Consider the following 15,395-nt stretch of genomic DNA (forward strand, 5'->3'; position numbering starts at 1 on the left):
GGCCGGACGGCCCCGGGGATCTCCAGGGCCCCGGCTTGTGCCGACTGTCACCTCGCCTGTATCCGCTCGAAAGCCGCCCCTCGACCGCGGCGGCATTGAGGAGCTCGCGCGGGGCGCCACGCATCGACACGCCTGGCGGGCCTTGGGCCCTTGCCGGGTTCCCGTCGTCGGGCGATCTGTCCGCCAGCTCAGGCCGGGGAGCCCGCGCAGGTGAATCGCGGGAGGCCGACCTTCTCTCTGGTAATTGACAGGGTACGAGCGTACCTCTTAACGTACCCAAATCCAGGGGCGACGCCGTCAGCTCAACGAGGAGCGCCGATGCAGCACCTATACGAGATAGATGTCCAGGTTCCGATGCGTGACGGCGTAGCCCTCGCCGCCAACGTGTGGCATCCGGCCGCCGGGGAGGCTCCGACGCTGCTCGTGCGCCTGCCGTACGGCAAGGACGTGATGGGCTTCGGTCAGTCAGCCATCCCCGACCTCCTGACCTTGGTGGAGGCGGGCTACGCGCTGGTGGTGCAGGACTGCCGGGGCACCCACCGCTCGGAAGGCGAGTTCGTTCCCCATATGGCCGATCGGACCGACGGCGAGGACACCGTCGCCTGGATCGCCGACCAGCCGTGGTCGGATGGCACGGTGGGTATGTACGGGCCGTCCTACCTGGGGATGGTCCAGTGGGAGACCGCCGTAACCGGCGCCCCCGCCCTCAAGGCGATCGCGCCGACCTTCACCTCGATCGACAACTATGAAGCACCCTGGTACTCCGTCGGCGGTGCGCTCTCACTGAGCCTGGTCACGATGTGGAACGCCATCATGTACGCGGCCGACGCGCAGCGGTCCCTGGCGGTCGGCAAGGACACCCTGTCCCAGCTGCAGCAGCTCGGTCAGGCGGCGCTGTTTCCCGAGCCTCTCAACGATGTGCTGCCGACGGCCGAGGTTCCGGTCTTGGCGGCGTACGGCAAGTGGTGGGACGACTGGATGGCCCACCCGTCCCACGACGGATACTGGGACGCCATGGAGCTCACACCCGAGCTCAAGAACGTCACTGCCCCGGCGCTCAACATCGGCGGCTGGTACGACCTCTACATCGGCCAGACCGTCCGCACCTACACCACCGCCCGTCGGCAGGCTGGCAGTGCGCACGCGCGCGAGGGGCAACGGCTGATCATCGGTCCGTGGGATCACGTGTCCGCGAGTGGCGTCTATCCTGACCGCTCCTTCGGCCCGCTGGCCAGTGCCCAGATGATGGGCCTGACCGGCCTGCATGTGAAGTTCTTCGACCGCTGGCTCCGCGGCGACACCACCGCTCTCGACGACGTGGCGCCCGTGAAGATCTTTGTCATGGGTATCGACCAGTGGCGCGACGAGCAGGAGTGGCCGCTGCCCGACACGAGGTGGACCGATTTCCACCTCACGAGCGCCGGTCACGCCAACACCGCGGACGGCGGCGGCGTGTTGACCACCGAGGCGCCGACCGATGCCGGGCACGAGACCTACCTCTACGACCCGCGCCGCCCGGTTCCCTCGGCCGGCGGGGCGTCCATGCCGACGACGCCGGGGTTCTGCGGTCCGGTCGATCAGCGGACCGTCGCGGGCCGAGAAGACGTACTGTGCTTCGCCGGGCCCGTGCTCGAGGAGCCCGTCGAGGTCACAGGTCCGGTCAGCCTGACCCTGTTCGTCTCCTCTTCGGCGGTGGACACCGACTTCACCGCCAAGCTCGTCGACGTCTTCCCCGACGGCAAAGCGATCAACCTGTGCGACGGCATCCTGCGCACCCGCTATCGAGGCGGCCTCGCCACGGAAGAACTGATGGACCCCGGCACGGTCTACGAGATCACCGTGGACATGACCGCCACCTCCAACGTGTTCCTTCCCGGTCACCGCATCCGCGTGGACGTCTCCAGCAGCAATTTCCCCCGCTACGACCGCAACACGAACACCGGCGGCGTCATCGCTCGGGAGAGCGAGGAGCAGATGATCCCCGCGGTCAACCACATCCATCACGGGCCGGACCACCCCAGCCGTCTGGTGCTGCCGATCATCGGTCGGAAGGGTCAGCAGTGAGCGCCGCCGACCGGGTTGTTGAACTGACCGCGACCTTCGCGGCTCCTTCCGTCAACGTGGCCTGGCTGCTGTGCGACCGGCACCCTGCCGACCGCGTCGCGTTCACCGTCGTCGACGGCGCCGGTGGAGCTTCCACCCTGTCCTACGAAGAGCTCGCGGCGGACTCCCACCGCTGTGCGCGGGCGCTGCAGGGGCTCGGCGTCGGTCCGGGTGCCCGGGTGGCGACCCTGATGGGCAAGAGCGCCGACCTGGTCACCGTCATCCTGGCGATCTGGCGGCTCGGTGCGGTCTACGTCCCGCTGTTCACCGCGTTCGCGTCCCAGGCCATCGCCCTGCGCCTGGAAGGCTCCGGCGCGCACGTGGTGGTCGTCGACCCGGACCAGCGCCACAAACTCGACCCGGGTCCCGACCTGCCGGACGACCCTCAGCGCCGCGTCGTCGTCACCGGAACCGCGGCCTCCCGCGGTGACGTGTCGCTAGCCGGCCTCATCGCGACCGCGTCGCCGGAGCCGGTGCCCGCCATCCCCACGAGCGGGGACGGGCCGCTGGTGCACATGTTCACCTCCGGCACCACCGGCAAGCCCAAGGGGGTCGTCCACCCCGTCTCCTACATCGCCGGATGGCAGGTCTACCTGGAGTACGCCCTGGGTGTCGCCCGGGGCAGCAGCTACTGGTGCGCCGCCGACCCCGGCTGGGCCTACGGGCTGTACGCCGCCATCGTCGCTCCGATGGCGGCCGGCATCCCCAGCCTGCTGCTGTCCGGCGGGTTCTCCGCCGAGACGACCTGGCGCACCCTCGTCGACCACCAGGTCACCGATTTCACTGCCGCCCCGACCGTGTACCGGGGACTGCGCTCCTCGTCGGTGCCGGTGCCGCATGGACTGTACCTACAGCGGGCGTCCAGCGCGGGGGAGCCATTGACTCCGGAGGTCAACGAGTGGGCCGGCTCCGCGCTCGGCCTCGCTGTGCACGACCACTTCGGCCAGACCGAGGTCGGGATGCCCCTGGCCAACCACCACCATCCTGAACTCGCCCGTCCGCTCCAGGCCGGATCGATGGGCCGGCCACTACCCGGCTGGAGCCTGACCGTCCTGGCCGACGAGAAGGACGAGCCCGCCGAACCAGGCGTGCTCGGCCGGGTCGCGATAGACGTCGCCGGGAGTCCGCTGATGACCTTTAGCGGCTACCAGACCCCCGGGCAGAGCGACGCCAAGTTCACCGCCGACGGCCGCTGGTACCTCACGGGCGACGCCGGGCGCATCGACGCCGACGGCGACTTCTTCTTCTCCTCCCGCGACGACGACGTCATCATCATGGCCGGCTACCGGATCGGGCCGTTCGAGATCGAGAGCGTCCTCGCCCAGCACCCCGCCGTCGCCGAGTGCAGCGTCGTCGGCGCACCCGACGACGTCCGCGGCGAGGTCATCGAGGCGTACGTCGTCCTCCGCGAGGGTGACGACGCCTCGCCGGAACTGGCCGCCGAACTCCAACTGCTGGTCAAGACCCGCTACGCCGCCCATGCCTACCCGCGCTCGATCCACTTCATCGACGCCCTGCCCAAAACCCCCAGCGGCAAGACCCAGCGCTACCTGCTGCGCAGCCGCCGCCGCACCGAACTCGCCATCCCGGAGCCACCACGTTGACCGACACCGAACCTCTGCTCGTCGAGCAACACGGCACCGTCCGATGGCTGTTGCTCAACCGCCCCGAGCGGCGCAACGCCCTCGACGTCCCCCTGATAGAAGCCCTGGACAAGCAGATCACCAGCGCCGAGGCCGACCCCGGCACAGCGGTCATTGCCGTGGCAGGCAGGGGGCCGAGCTTCTGTGCCGGCGGGGACTTCCACCAGTTCCTGGAACTGCACGACAGGGGCGACAACCCGGTCGACTTCCTGACCGACGTATCGGCTTGCTTCAGCCGCATCGCGGCCAGCCCGAAACCATGGGTCGCCGTCCTGCATGGTCACGCCGTCGCCGGGGGCCTCGAACTCGCGCTGGCCTGCGACGTCGTTGTCGCCGCCGACACCACGCTCATCGGCGACGGCCACCTCAACCGGCGGCTGGTACCGGCCGGCGGGTCAAGCGTCCGGCTGCCCGGTGCGGTCGGACGCGGACTGTCGCGCTGGCTCCTGCTCACCGGCGAACTGCTGCCCGCGACCTCTTTCGCGAACACCGGCTGGATCCACGCGATCGTGCCCGAGGCCGACCTCGAGGCCACCGCCACCCGCGTCTGCCGGCAACTGGCCGACCGCAACAGTCCTGCCCAGCAACGGCTCAAGACGCTGTTGCACCGGATCGACGGCGTCGCCCCCGAGCAGGCCCTGCGCGAGGAACTGGCCACCTTCGCCGAAAACTGGTCGGCGAGCTCCGTAGCCGACGCCCTGCGGGCCTTCCTCGCACCCCATACCACCACGAAAGCGGACTACGAGTGAATCGCTACCACGGACGGGTCGTCGCCATCACCGGCGCTGCACAAGGTCTCGGCCTCGCGATGGCGACCCGGTTCGCCGCAGAGGGCGCCACCGTCGCGCTGGCCGACGTCAACGAACAGGCCCTCACCGACGCCGCCGGGACCATCGCCAACGCCCACGACGCGAAACTCCGCGCCGACGTGGTGAACGTGACCGAGTCTGCCCAGGTCGATGCCTGGATCGGCGGCGTCACCGCCGATCTCGGCCGCCTCGACGTGCTCGTCAACAACGCCGGTATCATCCGCGACAACCGCGTCGAGGACATCACCGACGACGACTGGCACGCGGTCATCGACGTCAGCCTCACCGGCGGCTTCCACTGCGCCCGCGCCGCGTTCGGCCCCATGAAACGCCAGGGTTATGGACGCGTCGTCAGCTTCTCCTCCATGTCATGGCGCGGCAATTTCGGCCAGACCAACTACGTGGCCGCCAAGGCCGGCATCGTCGGCATGACCCGGACCCTCGCACTCGAGGGTGCCCGCCACGGCATCACCGCCAATGCCATCGCCCCCGGCCTCATCGAGACACCGATGCTCGCCTCCATGAACGGTCCCGCGCGCGATAAACTCACGAACAAGGTCCCGATGCGCCACACCGGCAGGCCCGAGGACATCGCCGAAGCCGCGGCCTTCCTCGCCAGCGAAGCCGCGGGCTACATCACCGGCATCGTCCTCGACGTGGACGGCGGCATCTCCATCGGATCCTCGATCCGGTAACCGCGAGCCCTTGGACGAGCAGGTGATCAGCCGCTGCATGAGCCTTCGTCGTCCGGCCCAGCCACGCTGACCGGGCTGACCCGGTCGGCAATTGTGCAAGCCGTGATCGTCTCGTCATGGTATTTGGGCCGGGAGGCACTCATGCAGGGTGTACTCGTCATCGCGTTCGATGGTCCTGGCGCCCTGGTCGTACGAGAGCTTGCGGATCCGGAGGCTCAAGAGGGCCGGGTCCTCATCGATGTCGACTGCGGTCCGCTGCTGCTGCGGACGTCGCCTAAAAAGGCCGACACCCTTGTTCGACGTACTCACGGAGAGACTCCACGCGGGTACGTTGGGCGGTACGCTAGTACCCATATGCAAGGGTCGGCCTTCCGGCCCGGACGACCACCCGCCGCTTCCGGCGGAGACGCTCATGGGAGACTGCTGCGGTGACGGCCCAAACTGACCCGCGTGACCGACGCCCGCGCCGAACGGCGCGCAGACGGGTCGTCGACACACGTCGGCGGGACGAACTGCTGCGCCAGGCCGAGACGATCATCCTGACCGAAGGCTTCACCGCGGTGACCATGGATGAGCTCGCCCAGCGACTGGGGTGCTCCAAGGCGACGCTGTACAGCCTGGCCTCCACGAAGGAACAGCTGGTCCTGGCGGTCACCCGCGCCTTCTTCCGGGATGCGACAGCCGAGATCGAACAGGCTGTCCAGGCCGAGCCCGACCCCAGGCAGCGCATCCGGACCTATCTCGCCGGCGTCGGCACGGCCATGCGTCGGCATTCCCACGCCTTCTACGACGACATGGTCGGTTACGAACCGACCGCACGGATCTATCGCACGAACTCCGCCGCCGCGGCGCGCCGAGTCCACGAACTGATCGAGGAGGGTGTGCAGACCGGCGTTTATCGCGCGCTCAACGGCCAATTCGCCGCCCAGGTCGTGGCGGTCACCATCGACGCGGTCCAGTCGGGGATCCTCCTGGAGAGGACCGGCCTGACCGCCGGCGACGCCTTCTCCGAGCTCGGTGACCTCCTGCTGGACGGGATCAGTTCGGAGCAGGGCGCCTTCGAGCCTCCTTCCACAGCTGTGCGCTCCCCCAGGGACCAGGCCTCGGCGCCCAGGTAAAGCCCGAGGAAGGGGCGCACCTCGCGGATCGTCTCTGACAGGCACCACCTTCTTGGTGGTGTGGGCGTGGTCCATCGGCTTGACGAACTCCGGCCGCGCCTTCGTTTCTGCGAGCCTGGAGTGCGACGCCGCTGTGTCACGGCGGCGTCCGGGGTAGTCGAGGGTGCGTTCAGCCATCTCGGGCCCGATGCCGGGGGCCCTTCGGCCGGGGGTGTGGAGACCTTGTGGGGCTCGGATAATCGTCGCTCCTGGTCAAGCGGCATATCTGTACTCGTTGATCACGCCGCCGAGGATGCGGGTGCGCAGGACTATGCGGCTGGTCGGCTCCAGGACTGTAGGTGGTTGTCCGTGAGCTTGGGGAGGTAGTTGGCGTCGGGCCCGGTGGGGGCGGTGCGCGTTGTAGTGCCTCTGGTACGTGGCCAGGACGTGGCGCGCGTGAGCTTCGCCGAGGATGAGTAGGTGGTCCAGGACTTCTCGGCGGAGGGTGCCGACCACGCGTTCGCAGTGGGCGTTGGCCTTCGGTGCGCGGGCCGGTGTCTTGGTGATCTCGATGTCCTCGGCCTGGAACACGGCCGGTGCAACAGCGCCGCCAGGAACGCTCGATCGCTCGGCGTGAACCGGGCTTTCTGCTCGCCCAGTTGACGTTCCAGCACGGTGATCTGGTGGCGCAGGGCGAGGATCTCGGCGTCCTTGTCCCGGTCGGTCATCGGCAGCAGGCGAAGCATCGCGAACGCGTTTGTCACACCCAGGTAAGCCAGCCGCAGCAGCACGATCGATCATCATGACGCCGTGATGGCAACTGTGCGAGAGCGCCAGCTCGAAGCGGACGCGGCCAAGATTTCGGGACACCCGAAGAACCGCCCCCGCCAGGGCGGATGAGGTTTCCGGCAAGGGCAACGCCACCGCCGGCGAAGACCTTCCTTATGAGTCCGCCCTCGGTTCGAGCACTACGGAGCGACAACGACCTCCGCAAATGCGGAGCGCAGCTCAGGGGGAGGCGTCTGGTCGGTGACGAGGACATCGATGACCGACAGGTCACCGAGGGCCATCGCCTTCTTGCGGTCGAACTTGGTGTGGTCGGCGGCGACAACGACCCGGTCCGCGAGATCGAGAAGTGTGCGGCGCACTTCGACCTCGGCGGGGTCGAAGTAGGTGATCCCGCGGTCGACGGACAGTCCGCCGCAGCCGAGGATCATCAGGTCCAGATGGATCTGCGGCCTTTCCTGCGCGGCCGTGGAGGCGACCAGGCTCAGTTCGGGTGTCATGAGCCCGCCCAGGACGAGGACCCGGCTCCTGGTGTCGCGCAGTTCGAACGCCGCGTGGAGCGAGTTGGTGATCACGGTCAGATCGTCCCGGACGGCGAGTTCCGCGGCAACGGCGGTACAGGTGGTGCCGGTGTCGACGCCCACCGAGGCACCTGGCTTGACCAGGTCCGCCACGGCCCGCGCGATTTTCGACTTCTCGGGCATCATCGTCGAGGACCGGGATCCGTAGGCGGGTGCCCGGCGTGGCACGGCGCCGCCATGGACCCGGTCCAGCAGTCCTGCTTGATCGAGCTCGGCCAGGTCGCGGCGGATCGTCATGCCGGACACGCCGAAGCGCTCCGCGAGTGTGTTGACGTCGACCTGCCGGGATTCCTGCAAGGCACTGAGGATGGCTCGCTGTCGGGAGTTGCGCACGGGTTCCATCTCGTCTTGAGCCACGCTCATCACGCTATCCGGCCTCCTGCCCTGGGGTTCAACCAGGGGTGACCCATTGCTGCCACCCCGTCGGAGCGGTGTTCATGTGAACATTACAGCGACTCGTTCGGCCTGTCGCGACGCTCGCACACGTGGGTGGGTTCGGCTCGATACGGACGATTCCGATGGCGAGAACCCATTGACCTGCCCGCTTCCTGAAGCTACGGTCCGAGCACCCAATGTTCATTCGAACATCGTCGTTCGGAGGTCCCCATGGCTGTGCCCATCAAAGCCGGCATTGAGAAGGTGCCTGGCGGGCTGATGCTCGTCCCGATGCTCGTTGGAGCCGTGGTGCACACGGCGGCGCCGGGCTCAGGAGAGTTCTTCGGCTCCTTCACCGGAGCCCTGTACACGGGCCTGCCCGCGATCCTGGCCGTCTTCTATGTGTGTCTGGGCTCGACCCTGGATGTGAAGGCGACGCCCTACATCGCGAAGAAGGGCGGTGTGCTGCTGGGGACCAAGGTCCTGTTCGCGCTGGTCGTCGGTATCGTCCTGGGGAGGTTCCTCGGCGAATCGCCGGTCAGCGGCGGAGTCTTCGCGGGGTTGTCGACGCTGGCGGTCGTGGCGGCGCTGAACGACACCAACGGCGGCCTCTACATGTCACTGATGGCCCAGTTCGGACGCAGGCGCGACGTCGGCGCCTACAGCGTCATGAGCCTCGAGTCCGGCCCCTTCCTCACCATGGTCACGCTCGGCGTCGCCGGTCTGTCCGCCTTCCCCTGGCAAACCCTGGTGGGGGCGATCCTGCCCCTGGTGCTCGGGATGCTCCTGGGCAATCTCGATCCCGAGATGCGGCGCTTCCTGGCCCCCGCCGTGCCCGCCCTCGTGCCGTTCCTCGGGCTTTCACTGGGACTCACGCTCAACCTGACCGCCGTCTGGGAGGCCGGTCTGCTGGGGATCGGACTGGGGTTGTTCGTGGTGCTGGTCGGCGGGGCGGTGCTGTTGCTGGCCGACAAGGTGAGCGGCGGCGACGGTATCGCGGGCCTGGCTGCGGCGACCACCGCCGGCAACGCGGCAGTAGTCCCCTCGATCGTGGCGGCCGCCAATCCCGTCTACGCGCCGGCCGCCCAGTACGCAACCGTGCTCGTCGCTTCATCGGTCGTGGTGACGGCGATCCTGTGTCCGCTGATCACCCTCTTCTGGGCACGCCGGATCCTGAAGCAGCCCGCCGCGGCCGACGAGGCCGGCGATGCGACAGCCGACGGCGACGGGCCGTCCTCCGCCCCGCACCACCTGTCCGGCGGGAACAGGGAAGCTGCCGCACAGCACGACGGCACCTGAGACGAACGATCTTCACACCGCAGTCGTCGAGAAACGGAGAGCACATGCGTGACCAGCGGGTCGTGCGCTGCACCTACTACCTGGAATCGGAGATCGATCCGGAACAGGCTGCCGCGGCCATGGCCGGGGAGCAGTCCAGCGGCACCTTCGTTGCTGTGCCCGGCGAGTCCCCCCGCATCCGCGAACGGCATGCCGCGCAGGTCGTCAGCGTGCGGGACCTGGGCGCGCGCAGCCCGTCGTTGCCGTCGCGTTCGCGCCCCGAGGCCGTGCGGGCCGCTCTTGTGGTGGTCGAGTTCCCGATGGAGAACATCGGGACCGACCTGGCGACTCTGCAGACCACGGTCGCGGGCAACCTTTTCGAGCTGGGTGAGCTGTTCGCCTGCCGCCTCCAGGACATCGAGCTGCCGGAGGAGTTCGTTGCCGCTCACCCGGGCCCCGCGTTCGGCATCCCGGGCACCCGCAGGCTGATGGGGGGTGCCGAGGGAGTCATGATCGGCACCATCATCAAGCCGAACGTCGGTCTGGACGAGAGCGAGTTCCGCCTGGTCGTACGGGAGTTGGCCAGGGCGTCGGTCGACCTGATCAAGGACGACGAGCTGATGACCGATCCGGCGTACCTCCCGCTGGAGCGCCGGGTCGCCGTGGCCACCGAAGAGATCCGGGAGGCCGAGCAGATCACCGGCCACCCGGTCATGTACGCCTTCAACATCACGGGGGACCTCGCCGGGCTCCGCCGGCGCCACGACCTGGTGGTCGGGGCGGGCGGCCGGTGCGTGATGCTCAACGTCCCCGTCATGGGACTGCCCGCGCTGGCCTGGCTGCGGGAGGTCGCCGAAGTCCCCGTGCACGGACACCGCGCCGGTCTGGCCGGATCGATGCGCTCGCCGGCGCTGGGGATGTCGTACCGGGTGTGGCAGCAGCTGGCCCGCCTGGCGGGAGCCGACCATCTGCATGTCAGCGGTCTCGGCAGCAAGTTCTACGAGACCGACGAGGAGGTCGCGGCACACGTCCGCGGCCTGCTCGAGCCCCTGGGCAAGACGCTGAGTCCGGTACCGACCCTGTCGTCCGGCCAGAACGTCACCACCCCGGCACCGACCTTCACCGCGGTCGGCTCGACCGACCTTCTGATGCTCGCGGGCGGAGGCGTGGCTGCGCATCCCGACGGACCGGCGGCCGGCGTGCGCAGTCTCCGGACCGCCTGGGCGGCTGCCGTCGACGGTGTTCCCCTGAAGGTGGCGGCACGCGCGGCGGCCGAGGCAGGCGACCCGGCGCTGCTGCACGCGGGGCGCACGTTCGGAGGTGTGGCCTGACATGACGTACGTCAGTTTCGTGGCCGACGACCTGACCGGTGCCAGCGACGTCCTCGCACAGGCCCACCGCCACGGTCTCGACGCCGTGCTCGTCATCGGGGACGGAAACCGGCCGCTCCCCACCGACTGCGATGTCGTCGGGATCGCCGGACCGTCGCGTTCGCTCGGCGGAGCCGCCTTCGACGAGCTGGTGCGTGCACAACTGGAACGCATCGCCACCGCCGATGCGAAGGTGCTGATCTACAAGGTCTGCTCCACCTTCGACAGCGCCCCCGCACGCGGCAGCATCGGCAGAGGCATCGAGCTGCTGCACGAGTGCTTCCCCCACCACGGCCCGGTCGCGGTCGCACCGGCACAGCCGGGATTCGGCCGGTACACCGCCTTCAGCAACCACTTCGCCGGCTATTCCGGCGACGCCTACCGCCTCGACCGGCATCCCGTCATGGCGCAGCATCCGTCGACTCCGATGCACGAGGCCGACCTGCGGCAGGTGATCGCCGAGCAACTGCGTACCGGCGAGGCCCCCGCAGCCATCCACCTCCCTGCACACGCCGATGGTTCCTTCGGCGAGCAGTGGGCGACGCTCCGCCGGTCCAGCCGGGTCGCCTTCGTCGTGGACGCCGTCGAGGACGGCCACCTCGATACCCTCGCGCTGGCACTGCGAGAGGACAACACCCGGCAGGGCCCGTCGATCGTGGTCGGCTCCGGCGGTGTCATGGCCGCCCTCGCCCGCACCGCCACCGGGCGCTCCGACGTGGCCGGCAGTGCCCAGCCGGCCTCCGGGCCGGTGCTGGCCGTCAGCGCGTCGGCCTCCAGCACGACGGACGCACAGATCGCCGACGCCATCACGCACGGCTGGGCCGAGCTGGCCGTGCCCACGCAGTTGCTCAACGGACAGGATCCGTCCCTGCTGGACGATCTGGAGAAGCGCTCGGCCGCCTTGCTCGCGGCCGGACGGAACGTCATCGTGCACACCACGCGCGGTACCCAGGACCCTCGCTACGCCGCGGCCGGTCCCCTCGACGCCGCCCATGTGGGCGGACTCCTGGGCAACCTGGCCGGGAACATGGCCGTCAAGGGCCTCACCCGGGACGTCGCCGTGCTCGGTGGCGACACCTCCAGCCATGCACTGCTGACCATGGGGGTGAGCGAGCTGCGCGTCGCCACCCAGTTCGTCACGGCCGCCCCCGTCTGCCGCACCGACAGCGAAGCGGCCGTGGCCGGCTGCCGGCTGCTGCTAAAGGGCGGACAGGTCGGTCCGGTCGATGTCCTCGAACGCTTCGCGCAGCCGCATCCCGCGACCCGACCACCGGCCGTCCGGGCCACCAGTCATCCCGCCACGTACGACACACGAAGGAGTGTGCATTCATGAGGGCAGTCGTCAAAGCAGTCGCGGACAGGGGAGTCGAGTACGTCGCCGATGCGCCCGAGCCGAAGGCCGGCGACGGCGCGGTCGTAGTGGAGATCGCGGCAGCCTCGTTGTGCGGCACCGACCGCGAATGCTACGAGTGGTCGCCGGCGGCCCAGGCGTTCAACCTGGGACTGCCCGTCGTACTCGGTCACGAAGCGGCGGGCACCGTCGTCGAGGTGGGCACCGGGGTGGAGAACCTGCGCGTCGGTGACCGCGTCGCTCTGGAAAGCCACCTGGCGTGCGGCCAGTGCTTCGCATGCAGGACCGGGGACGCCCACACCTGCGAGCGCACGCAGATCCTGGGGATGCACTTCGACGGGGTCTTCGCCGAACGCGTCGCCGTGCCCCACCGCATCTGTGTCCCCCTTCCCGACAGCGTGCCCTTGGAGACCGGCGCACTGCTGGAATCGGCCGGTGTCGCGGTACACGCCATTCAGCGAGCCGGGTACTCGGTAGCCGGCCGAGGCGTTCTGGTCAGCGGCGCCGGGCCGGTGGGCATGGTCGTCGCGCGGCTGGCATCGCTCATGGGCGCCGCCTACGTGATCGTGATCGAGCCGAATCCGTTCCGCCGCGCCGAAGCCGAACAGCTCGGAGTGATCACGATGGAGCCCGGAGAGGGTGTCGCCGAGCGCAGCCGCGAACTCAGCGGCCACCGTGGCGGGGCCGACGTCGCCTTCGAATGTTCGGGAGCGGTCGCCGCACTCCCGTCCCTGTTCGACGCTGTGCGCCGAGAAGGAACGGTCGTGACCGTGGGACACCCGGGCCGGCCAGTGCCGATCGACGTCGCTGCCCAGATCAACAAGCGGGGTATCACACTGCGCGGCATCTTCGGCCGCCGCCTGTGGGAAACCTGGGAGCAGACGCTGCTCCTGCTGAACTCCGGACGCCTGGACCTGGACTGGCTGATCACGCACCGACTGCAACTCAGCCAGGTCGACCAGGCGATCGATCTGCTCACCGGGGACGCCTGCAAGGTGCTGTTGGTACCAGGGCTGGGCTGACGCTCCGATACCGGCCGTCGTCCGCGAGCCCATCCCGAACACGACGAGCCCACAGCGTGGACGACTTCGACGCACGCGGACTCCTGGGCACACGCGTCCTCGGCGGCGTCATCAACGAGCACCGCTATGCCGCTTGACCAGCAGCGATGACTTTTCGAGCCCGACACGAGTCCCTTGCAGCCGACGAGGTGGATTGATCCGCAAGAACGGGATGATGCCGCCGAGGCGCGGGGCGTCGGGCTGGACGAAGTCCGAGGCGCGCGCCCCGATCAGCTGGGCGTGTTCCCCGAAGCCGGTGAGCATCTCGCCGGTGGCGATCGGGGTGTCGAGCGTGGCCGCGAGGTCCGCGTTGCCCTGAGCCAGCAGCTTGGCCAGCGGCAGTCCGGTGCCGCGCCGCGGCCGAGCCCGAACGCCCGCTGGAAGTACACGTCACCCCCGGCGTGATCGTGCTGGGCGACGAAGCGCAACTGCGCTGCCCGCTGGCCAATCTACTGGCCAATGTCCGCATGCACACCCCTGCCACCGCGCGCTGCGCAGCGGAACTGGGCACGAGAGGTGAAGCCGTCGAGCTTCGCGTTCAGGACGAGGGGCCGGGCATCCCGTCGGACGCCGTCCCCCCCGTCTTCGACCGCTTCTACCCGGCGGACCAGGGCCGTAGCCGCCGCTCCAGGGGCGGCAGCGGGCTGGGCCTGGCCATTGTCGCCGCCATCGTCGAAGTCCACCGGGCGCGTATCGAACTCGACAGCACGCCGGGCAAGGGCACTCACGGCGACGTGGTCTTCCCGGTCCTGCGGGAGCGGGCACCCACTCCCGCCTGACGAACGCACTGGCAGTGGTCTCGATCAGGGGATCAGGGCGATCTTGCCCTGGGTGTGCCGCTGCTCCAGCTCCGCGAAGGCGTCGGTGACGCGGTCGAGCGGGTACGTGGCGGCGATCGGAAGGTCGACGGCACCCGAGGCGACCAGGTTGACCAGTCCCACCAAAATCTCCCGCGCGGTCGCGTTGTGGCGGCCATCGGTCCTGGCGCCGATCTTCGCCGCGCGTTCCATGGCGACGGTTGTCTGGATGCGGTCCGGTGGTATGCCGAGGGTGACGGCGAGGTCGAGGTACTCCGGTCCGTAGAGGTCGATGAAGGCGTCGATTCCATGAGCCCCCGCCGCTTGCAGGAGCCGCCCACGAAGGCCGTCCCCGTACGGCACCGGGGTGACACCGTGTTCGTCCAGCCACTTGGCGTTGGCCGGCGAGGCGATGCCGAGCACGCGCACGTCCTGATGGGTGAGCAGCTGTACGAGGAACGAACCGACCCCTCCCGCGGCGGCGGACACCGCGACCGTCTCCCCGGGCCGCGGAGCGACGGCGCGGAAGGCCGCGTACGCGGTGGCCCCGACCATGTGGAGGGAGCCCGCCACCTCCCAGTTCAGCCGAGGAGGTTTGGCCACCAGGTGGGTCGCCGGGACGGCCACGTGCGTCGCATGCGCGGACGGCACGGGACTCCAGCCCAGTACCTCGTCGCCGACGGCAAGCCCGTCGGCCCCCGCGCCGACGGCGACGACGACTCCGGCGATGTCGCTGCCCTGGGCGGACGGGAAGTCCACCGGGAACAGATGCCGGATCACCCCGGAGCGGATCATCGTGTCGAAAGGGTTGATGCCGGCGGCACGGACCTCGACGACGACCTCCGCGGGCCCTGGATCGGGCATCGGGACGTCGGTGACGTACAGCACGTCACGATCGCCGTACCGGTCGAAACGCACGGCTCGTGCCGTTCGGTTCATGTCTTCTCCGTGAAGTGTGGGACTGGCCGGTGAGGGCCGGGTGTGGTTGATGTCTTCGACCCGGTCCGGCCGTGGTCCTGTGGGTCGGGAGGGCGTCGTCGAAGGATGATGACGGTCTTTCCGGTGGCGTGGCCGGTGCGGGCCTTGGCGACCATGGCCGGGGCGTCGGCGAGCGCGACTTCCGCGTCGATACGGACGAGCAGTTCCCCCGTGGCGGCGAGTTCGGCGAGTGTCGTCAGCGTTTCGGCGGTGGGGCGGTTGCCGAGGTTGACGCCGAGGATGCCGTGGGCGGCCAGGGCCTCGGGATCAGTGGCGTTGTTGGTGCTGACCAGGGTGGAACCGGCGTGGAGCAGACCAGCCATGGGGCTGATGTCGCCGCCGGTCGGGGTGACGAGATCGACGACGGCGTCGATGCCCTCGGGGCGCGCGGCGGCCACCTGCACATGGGGGGTGCCAGGGTGTGGTCGATGACGGTGTGGGCGCCGAGATCGCGCAGATGGTCGGCCATGT

16 protein-coding genes are annotated in these 15,395 nt (G+C 69.2%); 11 read left to right on the top strand and 5 right to left on the bottom strand.

What is annotated here, in order from left to right; translation table 11 throughout:
* Positions 1-210: 210 nt before the first annotated feature.
* The 5 genes from ACZ6CL_RS19765 (at position 211) to ACZ6CL_RS19785 (ending at position 6,368) form a co-directional block, all read left to right on the top strand.
* On the top strand, positions 211-2,064 hold the full coding sequence (locus ACZ6CL_RS19765) for a CocE/NonD family hydrolase (protein ID WP_468937416.1): 1,854 nt from the start codon (positions 211-213) through the stop codon (positions 2,062-2,064).
* Entirely contained in the window at positions 2,061-3,707 is a 1,647-nt protein-coding gene (locus tag ACZ6CL_RS19770) for an AMP-binding protein (protein ID WP_468937417.1), read from the top strand. The genes ACZ6CL_RS19765 and ACZ6CL_RS19770 overlap by 4 nt, the downstream gene beginning before the upstream one ends.
* Positions 3,704-4,495, top strand: a complete 792-nt coding sequence (locus ACZ6CL_RS19775) for an enoyl-CoA hydratase/isomerase family protein (RefSeq protein ID WP_468937418.1) — start codon at positions 3,704-3,706, stop codon at positions 4,493-4,495. The genes ACZ6CL_RS19770 and ACZ6CL_RS19775 overlap by 4 nt, the downstream gene beginning before the upstream one ends.
* On the top strand, positions 4,492-5,250 hold the full coding sequence (locus tag ACZ6CL_RS19780; RefSeq protein WP_468937419.1) for an SDR family oxidoreductase: 759 nt from the start codon (positions 4,492-4,494) through the stop codon (positions 5,248-5,250). The genes ACZ6CL_RS19775 and ACZ6CL_RS19780 overlap by 4 nt, the downstream gene beginning before the upstream one ends.
* A gap of 428 nt (positions 5,251-5,678) precedes the next feature.
* Complete coding sequence (locus tag ACZ6CL_RS19785; protein WP_468937420.1) at positions 5,679-6,368, top strand: TetR/AcrR family transcriptional regulator; 690 nt, start codon at positions 5,679-5,681, stop codon at positions 6,366-6,368.
* Between the two features lie 252 nt (positions 6,369-6,620).
* Here the strand turns inward: ACZ6CL_RS19785 and ACZ6CL_RS19790 are convergent, their stop codons facing one another.
* Positions 6,621-6,938 (bottom strand): integrase core domain-containing protein, encoded by a 318-nt coding sequence (locus ACZ6CL_RS19790; RefSeq protein WP_468937421.1) that lies wholly within the window; start codon positions 6,936-6,938, stop codon positions 6,621-6,623.
* 5 nt (positions 6,939-6,943) lie between these two features.
* On the opposite strand from ACZ6CL_RS19790, the gene ACZ6CL_RS19795 reads away from it, so the two are divergent.
* Positions 6,944-7,153, top strand: a complete 210-nt coding sequence (locus tag ACZ6CL_RS19795) for a hypothetical protein (protein ID WP_468937422.1) — start codon at positions 6,944-6,946, stop codon at positions 7,151-7,153.
* Between the two features lie 162 nt (positions 7,154-7,315).
* On the opposite strand, the gene ACZ6CL_RS19800 is transcribed toward ACZ6CL_RS19795, so the two are convergent.
* Positions 7,316-8,071, bottom strand: coding sequence for a DeoR/GlpR family DNA-binding transcription regulator (locus ACZ6CL_RS19800; protein ID WP_468937423.1), 756 nt, complete (start codon positions 8,069-8,071; stop codon positions 7,316-7,318).
* 249 nt (positions 8,072-8,320) lie between these two features.
* Here ACZ6CL_RS19800 and ACZ6CL_RS19805 point away from each other — a divergent pair, with 249 nt between their 5' ends.
* The 4 genes from ACZ6CL_RS19805 to ACZ6CL_RS19820 are packed head-to-tail and all read left to right on the top strand — an operon-like array spanning position 8,321 to position 13,110.
* Entirely contained in the window at positions 8,321-9,388 is a 1,068-nt protein-coding gene (locus ACZ6CL_RS19805) for a 2-keto-3-deoxygluconate permease (RefSeq protein ID WP_468937424.1), read from the top strand.
* 44 nt (positions 9,389-9,432) lie between these two features.
* Positions 9,433-10,698 carry a RuBisCO large subunit C-terminal-like domain-containing protein gene (locus tag ACZ6CL_RS19810; RefSeq protein WP_468937425.1) on the top strand — a complete coding sequence of 422 codons (1,266 nt, stop codon included), beginning with the start codon at positions 9,433-9,435 and terminating at the stop codon, positions 10,696-10,698.
* 1 nt (position 10,699) lies between these two features.
* Positions 10,700-12,070 (top strand): four-carbon acid sugar kinase family protein, encoded by a 1,371-nt coding sequence (locus ACZ6CL_RS19815; protein WP_468937426.1) that lies wholly within the window; start codon positions 10,700-10,702, stop codon positions 12,068-12,070.
* Positions 12,067-13,110: a zinc-dependent alcohol dehydrogenase gene (locus ACZ6CL_RS19820; protein ID WP_468937427.1), complete on the top strand. Its 1,044-nt coding sequence runs from the start codon at positions 12,067-12,069 to the stop codon at positions 13,108-13,110. The genes ACZ6CL_RS19815 and ACZ6CL_RS19820 overlap by 4 nt, the downstream gene beginning before the upstream one ends.
* A gap of 111 nt (positions 13,111-13,221) precedes the next feature.
* Here ACZ6CL_RS19820 and ACZ6CL_RS19825 read toward each other — a convergent pair whose 3' ends face one another.
* Positions 13,222-13,491 (bottom strand): enolase C-terminal domain-like protein, encoded by a 270-nt coding sequence (locus ACZ6CL_RS19825; protein ID WP_468937642.1) that lies wholly within the window; start codon positions 13,489-13,491, stop codon positions 13,222-13,224.
* Between the two features lie 59 nt (positions 13,492-13,550).
* On the opposite strand from ACZ6CL_RS19825, the gene ACZ6CL_RS19830 reads away from it, so the two are divergent.
* Positions 13,551-13,928 carry an ATP-binding protein gene (locus ACZ6CL_RS19830; RefSeq protein WP_468937428.1) on the top strand — a complete coding sequence of 126 codons (378 nt, stop codon included), beginning with the start codon at positions 13,551-13,553 and terminating at the stop codon, positions 13,926-13,928.
* A gap of 24 nt (positions 13,929-13,952) precedes the next feature.
* Here the strand turns inward: ACZ6CL_RS19830 and ACZ6CL_RS19835 are convergent, their stop codons facing one another.
* Positions 13,953-14,885 (bottom strand): NADP-dependent oxidoreductase, encoded by a 933-nt coding sequence (locus tag ACZ6CL_RS19835; RefSeq protein ID WP_468937429.1) that lies wholly within the window; start codon positions 14,883-14,885, stop codon positions 13,953-13,955.
* Positions 14,882-15,322, bottom strand: a complete 441-nt coding sequence (locus ACZ6CL_RS19840) for a zinc-binding dehydrogenase (RefSeq protein WP_468937430.1) — start codon at positions 15,320-15,322, stop codon at positions 14,882-14,884. The genes ACZ6CL_RS19835 and ACZ6CL_RS19840 overlap by 4 nt, the downstream gene beginning before the upstream one ends.
* Positions 15,323-15,395: the final 73 nt, after the last annotated feature.

The organism is Streptomyces sp. NPDC041200 (assembly GCF_055591805.1).

Excerpts from the sequence above, each read along its gene's own strand:
- ACZ6CL_RS19815 (WP_468937426.1), top strand. The coding sequence starts at position 10,700 with ATGACGTACGTCAGTTTCGTGGCCGACGACCTGACCGGTGCCAGCGAC.
- ACZ6CL_RS19805 (WP_468937424.1), top strand. The coding sequence starts at position 8,321 with ATGGCTGTGCCCATCAAAGCCGGCATTGAGAAGGTGCCTGGCGGGCTG.
- ACZ6CL_RS19820 (WP_468937427.1), top strand. The coding sequence starts at position 12,067 with ATGAGGGCAGTCGTCAAAGCAGTCGCGGACAGGGGAGTCGAGTACGTC.
- ACZ6CL_RS19835 (WP_468937429.1), bottom strand. The coding sequence starts at position 14,885 with ATGAACCGAACGGCACGAGCCGTGCGTTTCGACCGGTACGGCGATCGT.
- ACZ6CL_RS19810 (WP_468937425.1), top strand. The coding sequence starts at position 9,433 with ATGCGTGACCAGCGGGTCGTGCGCTGCACCTACTACCTGGAATCGGAG.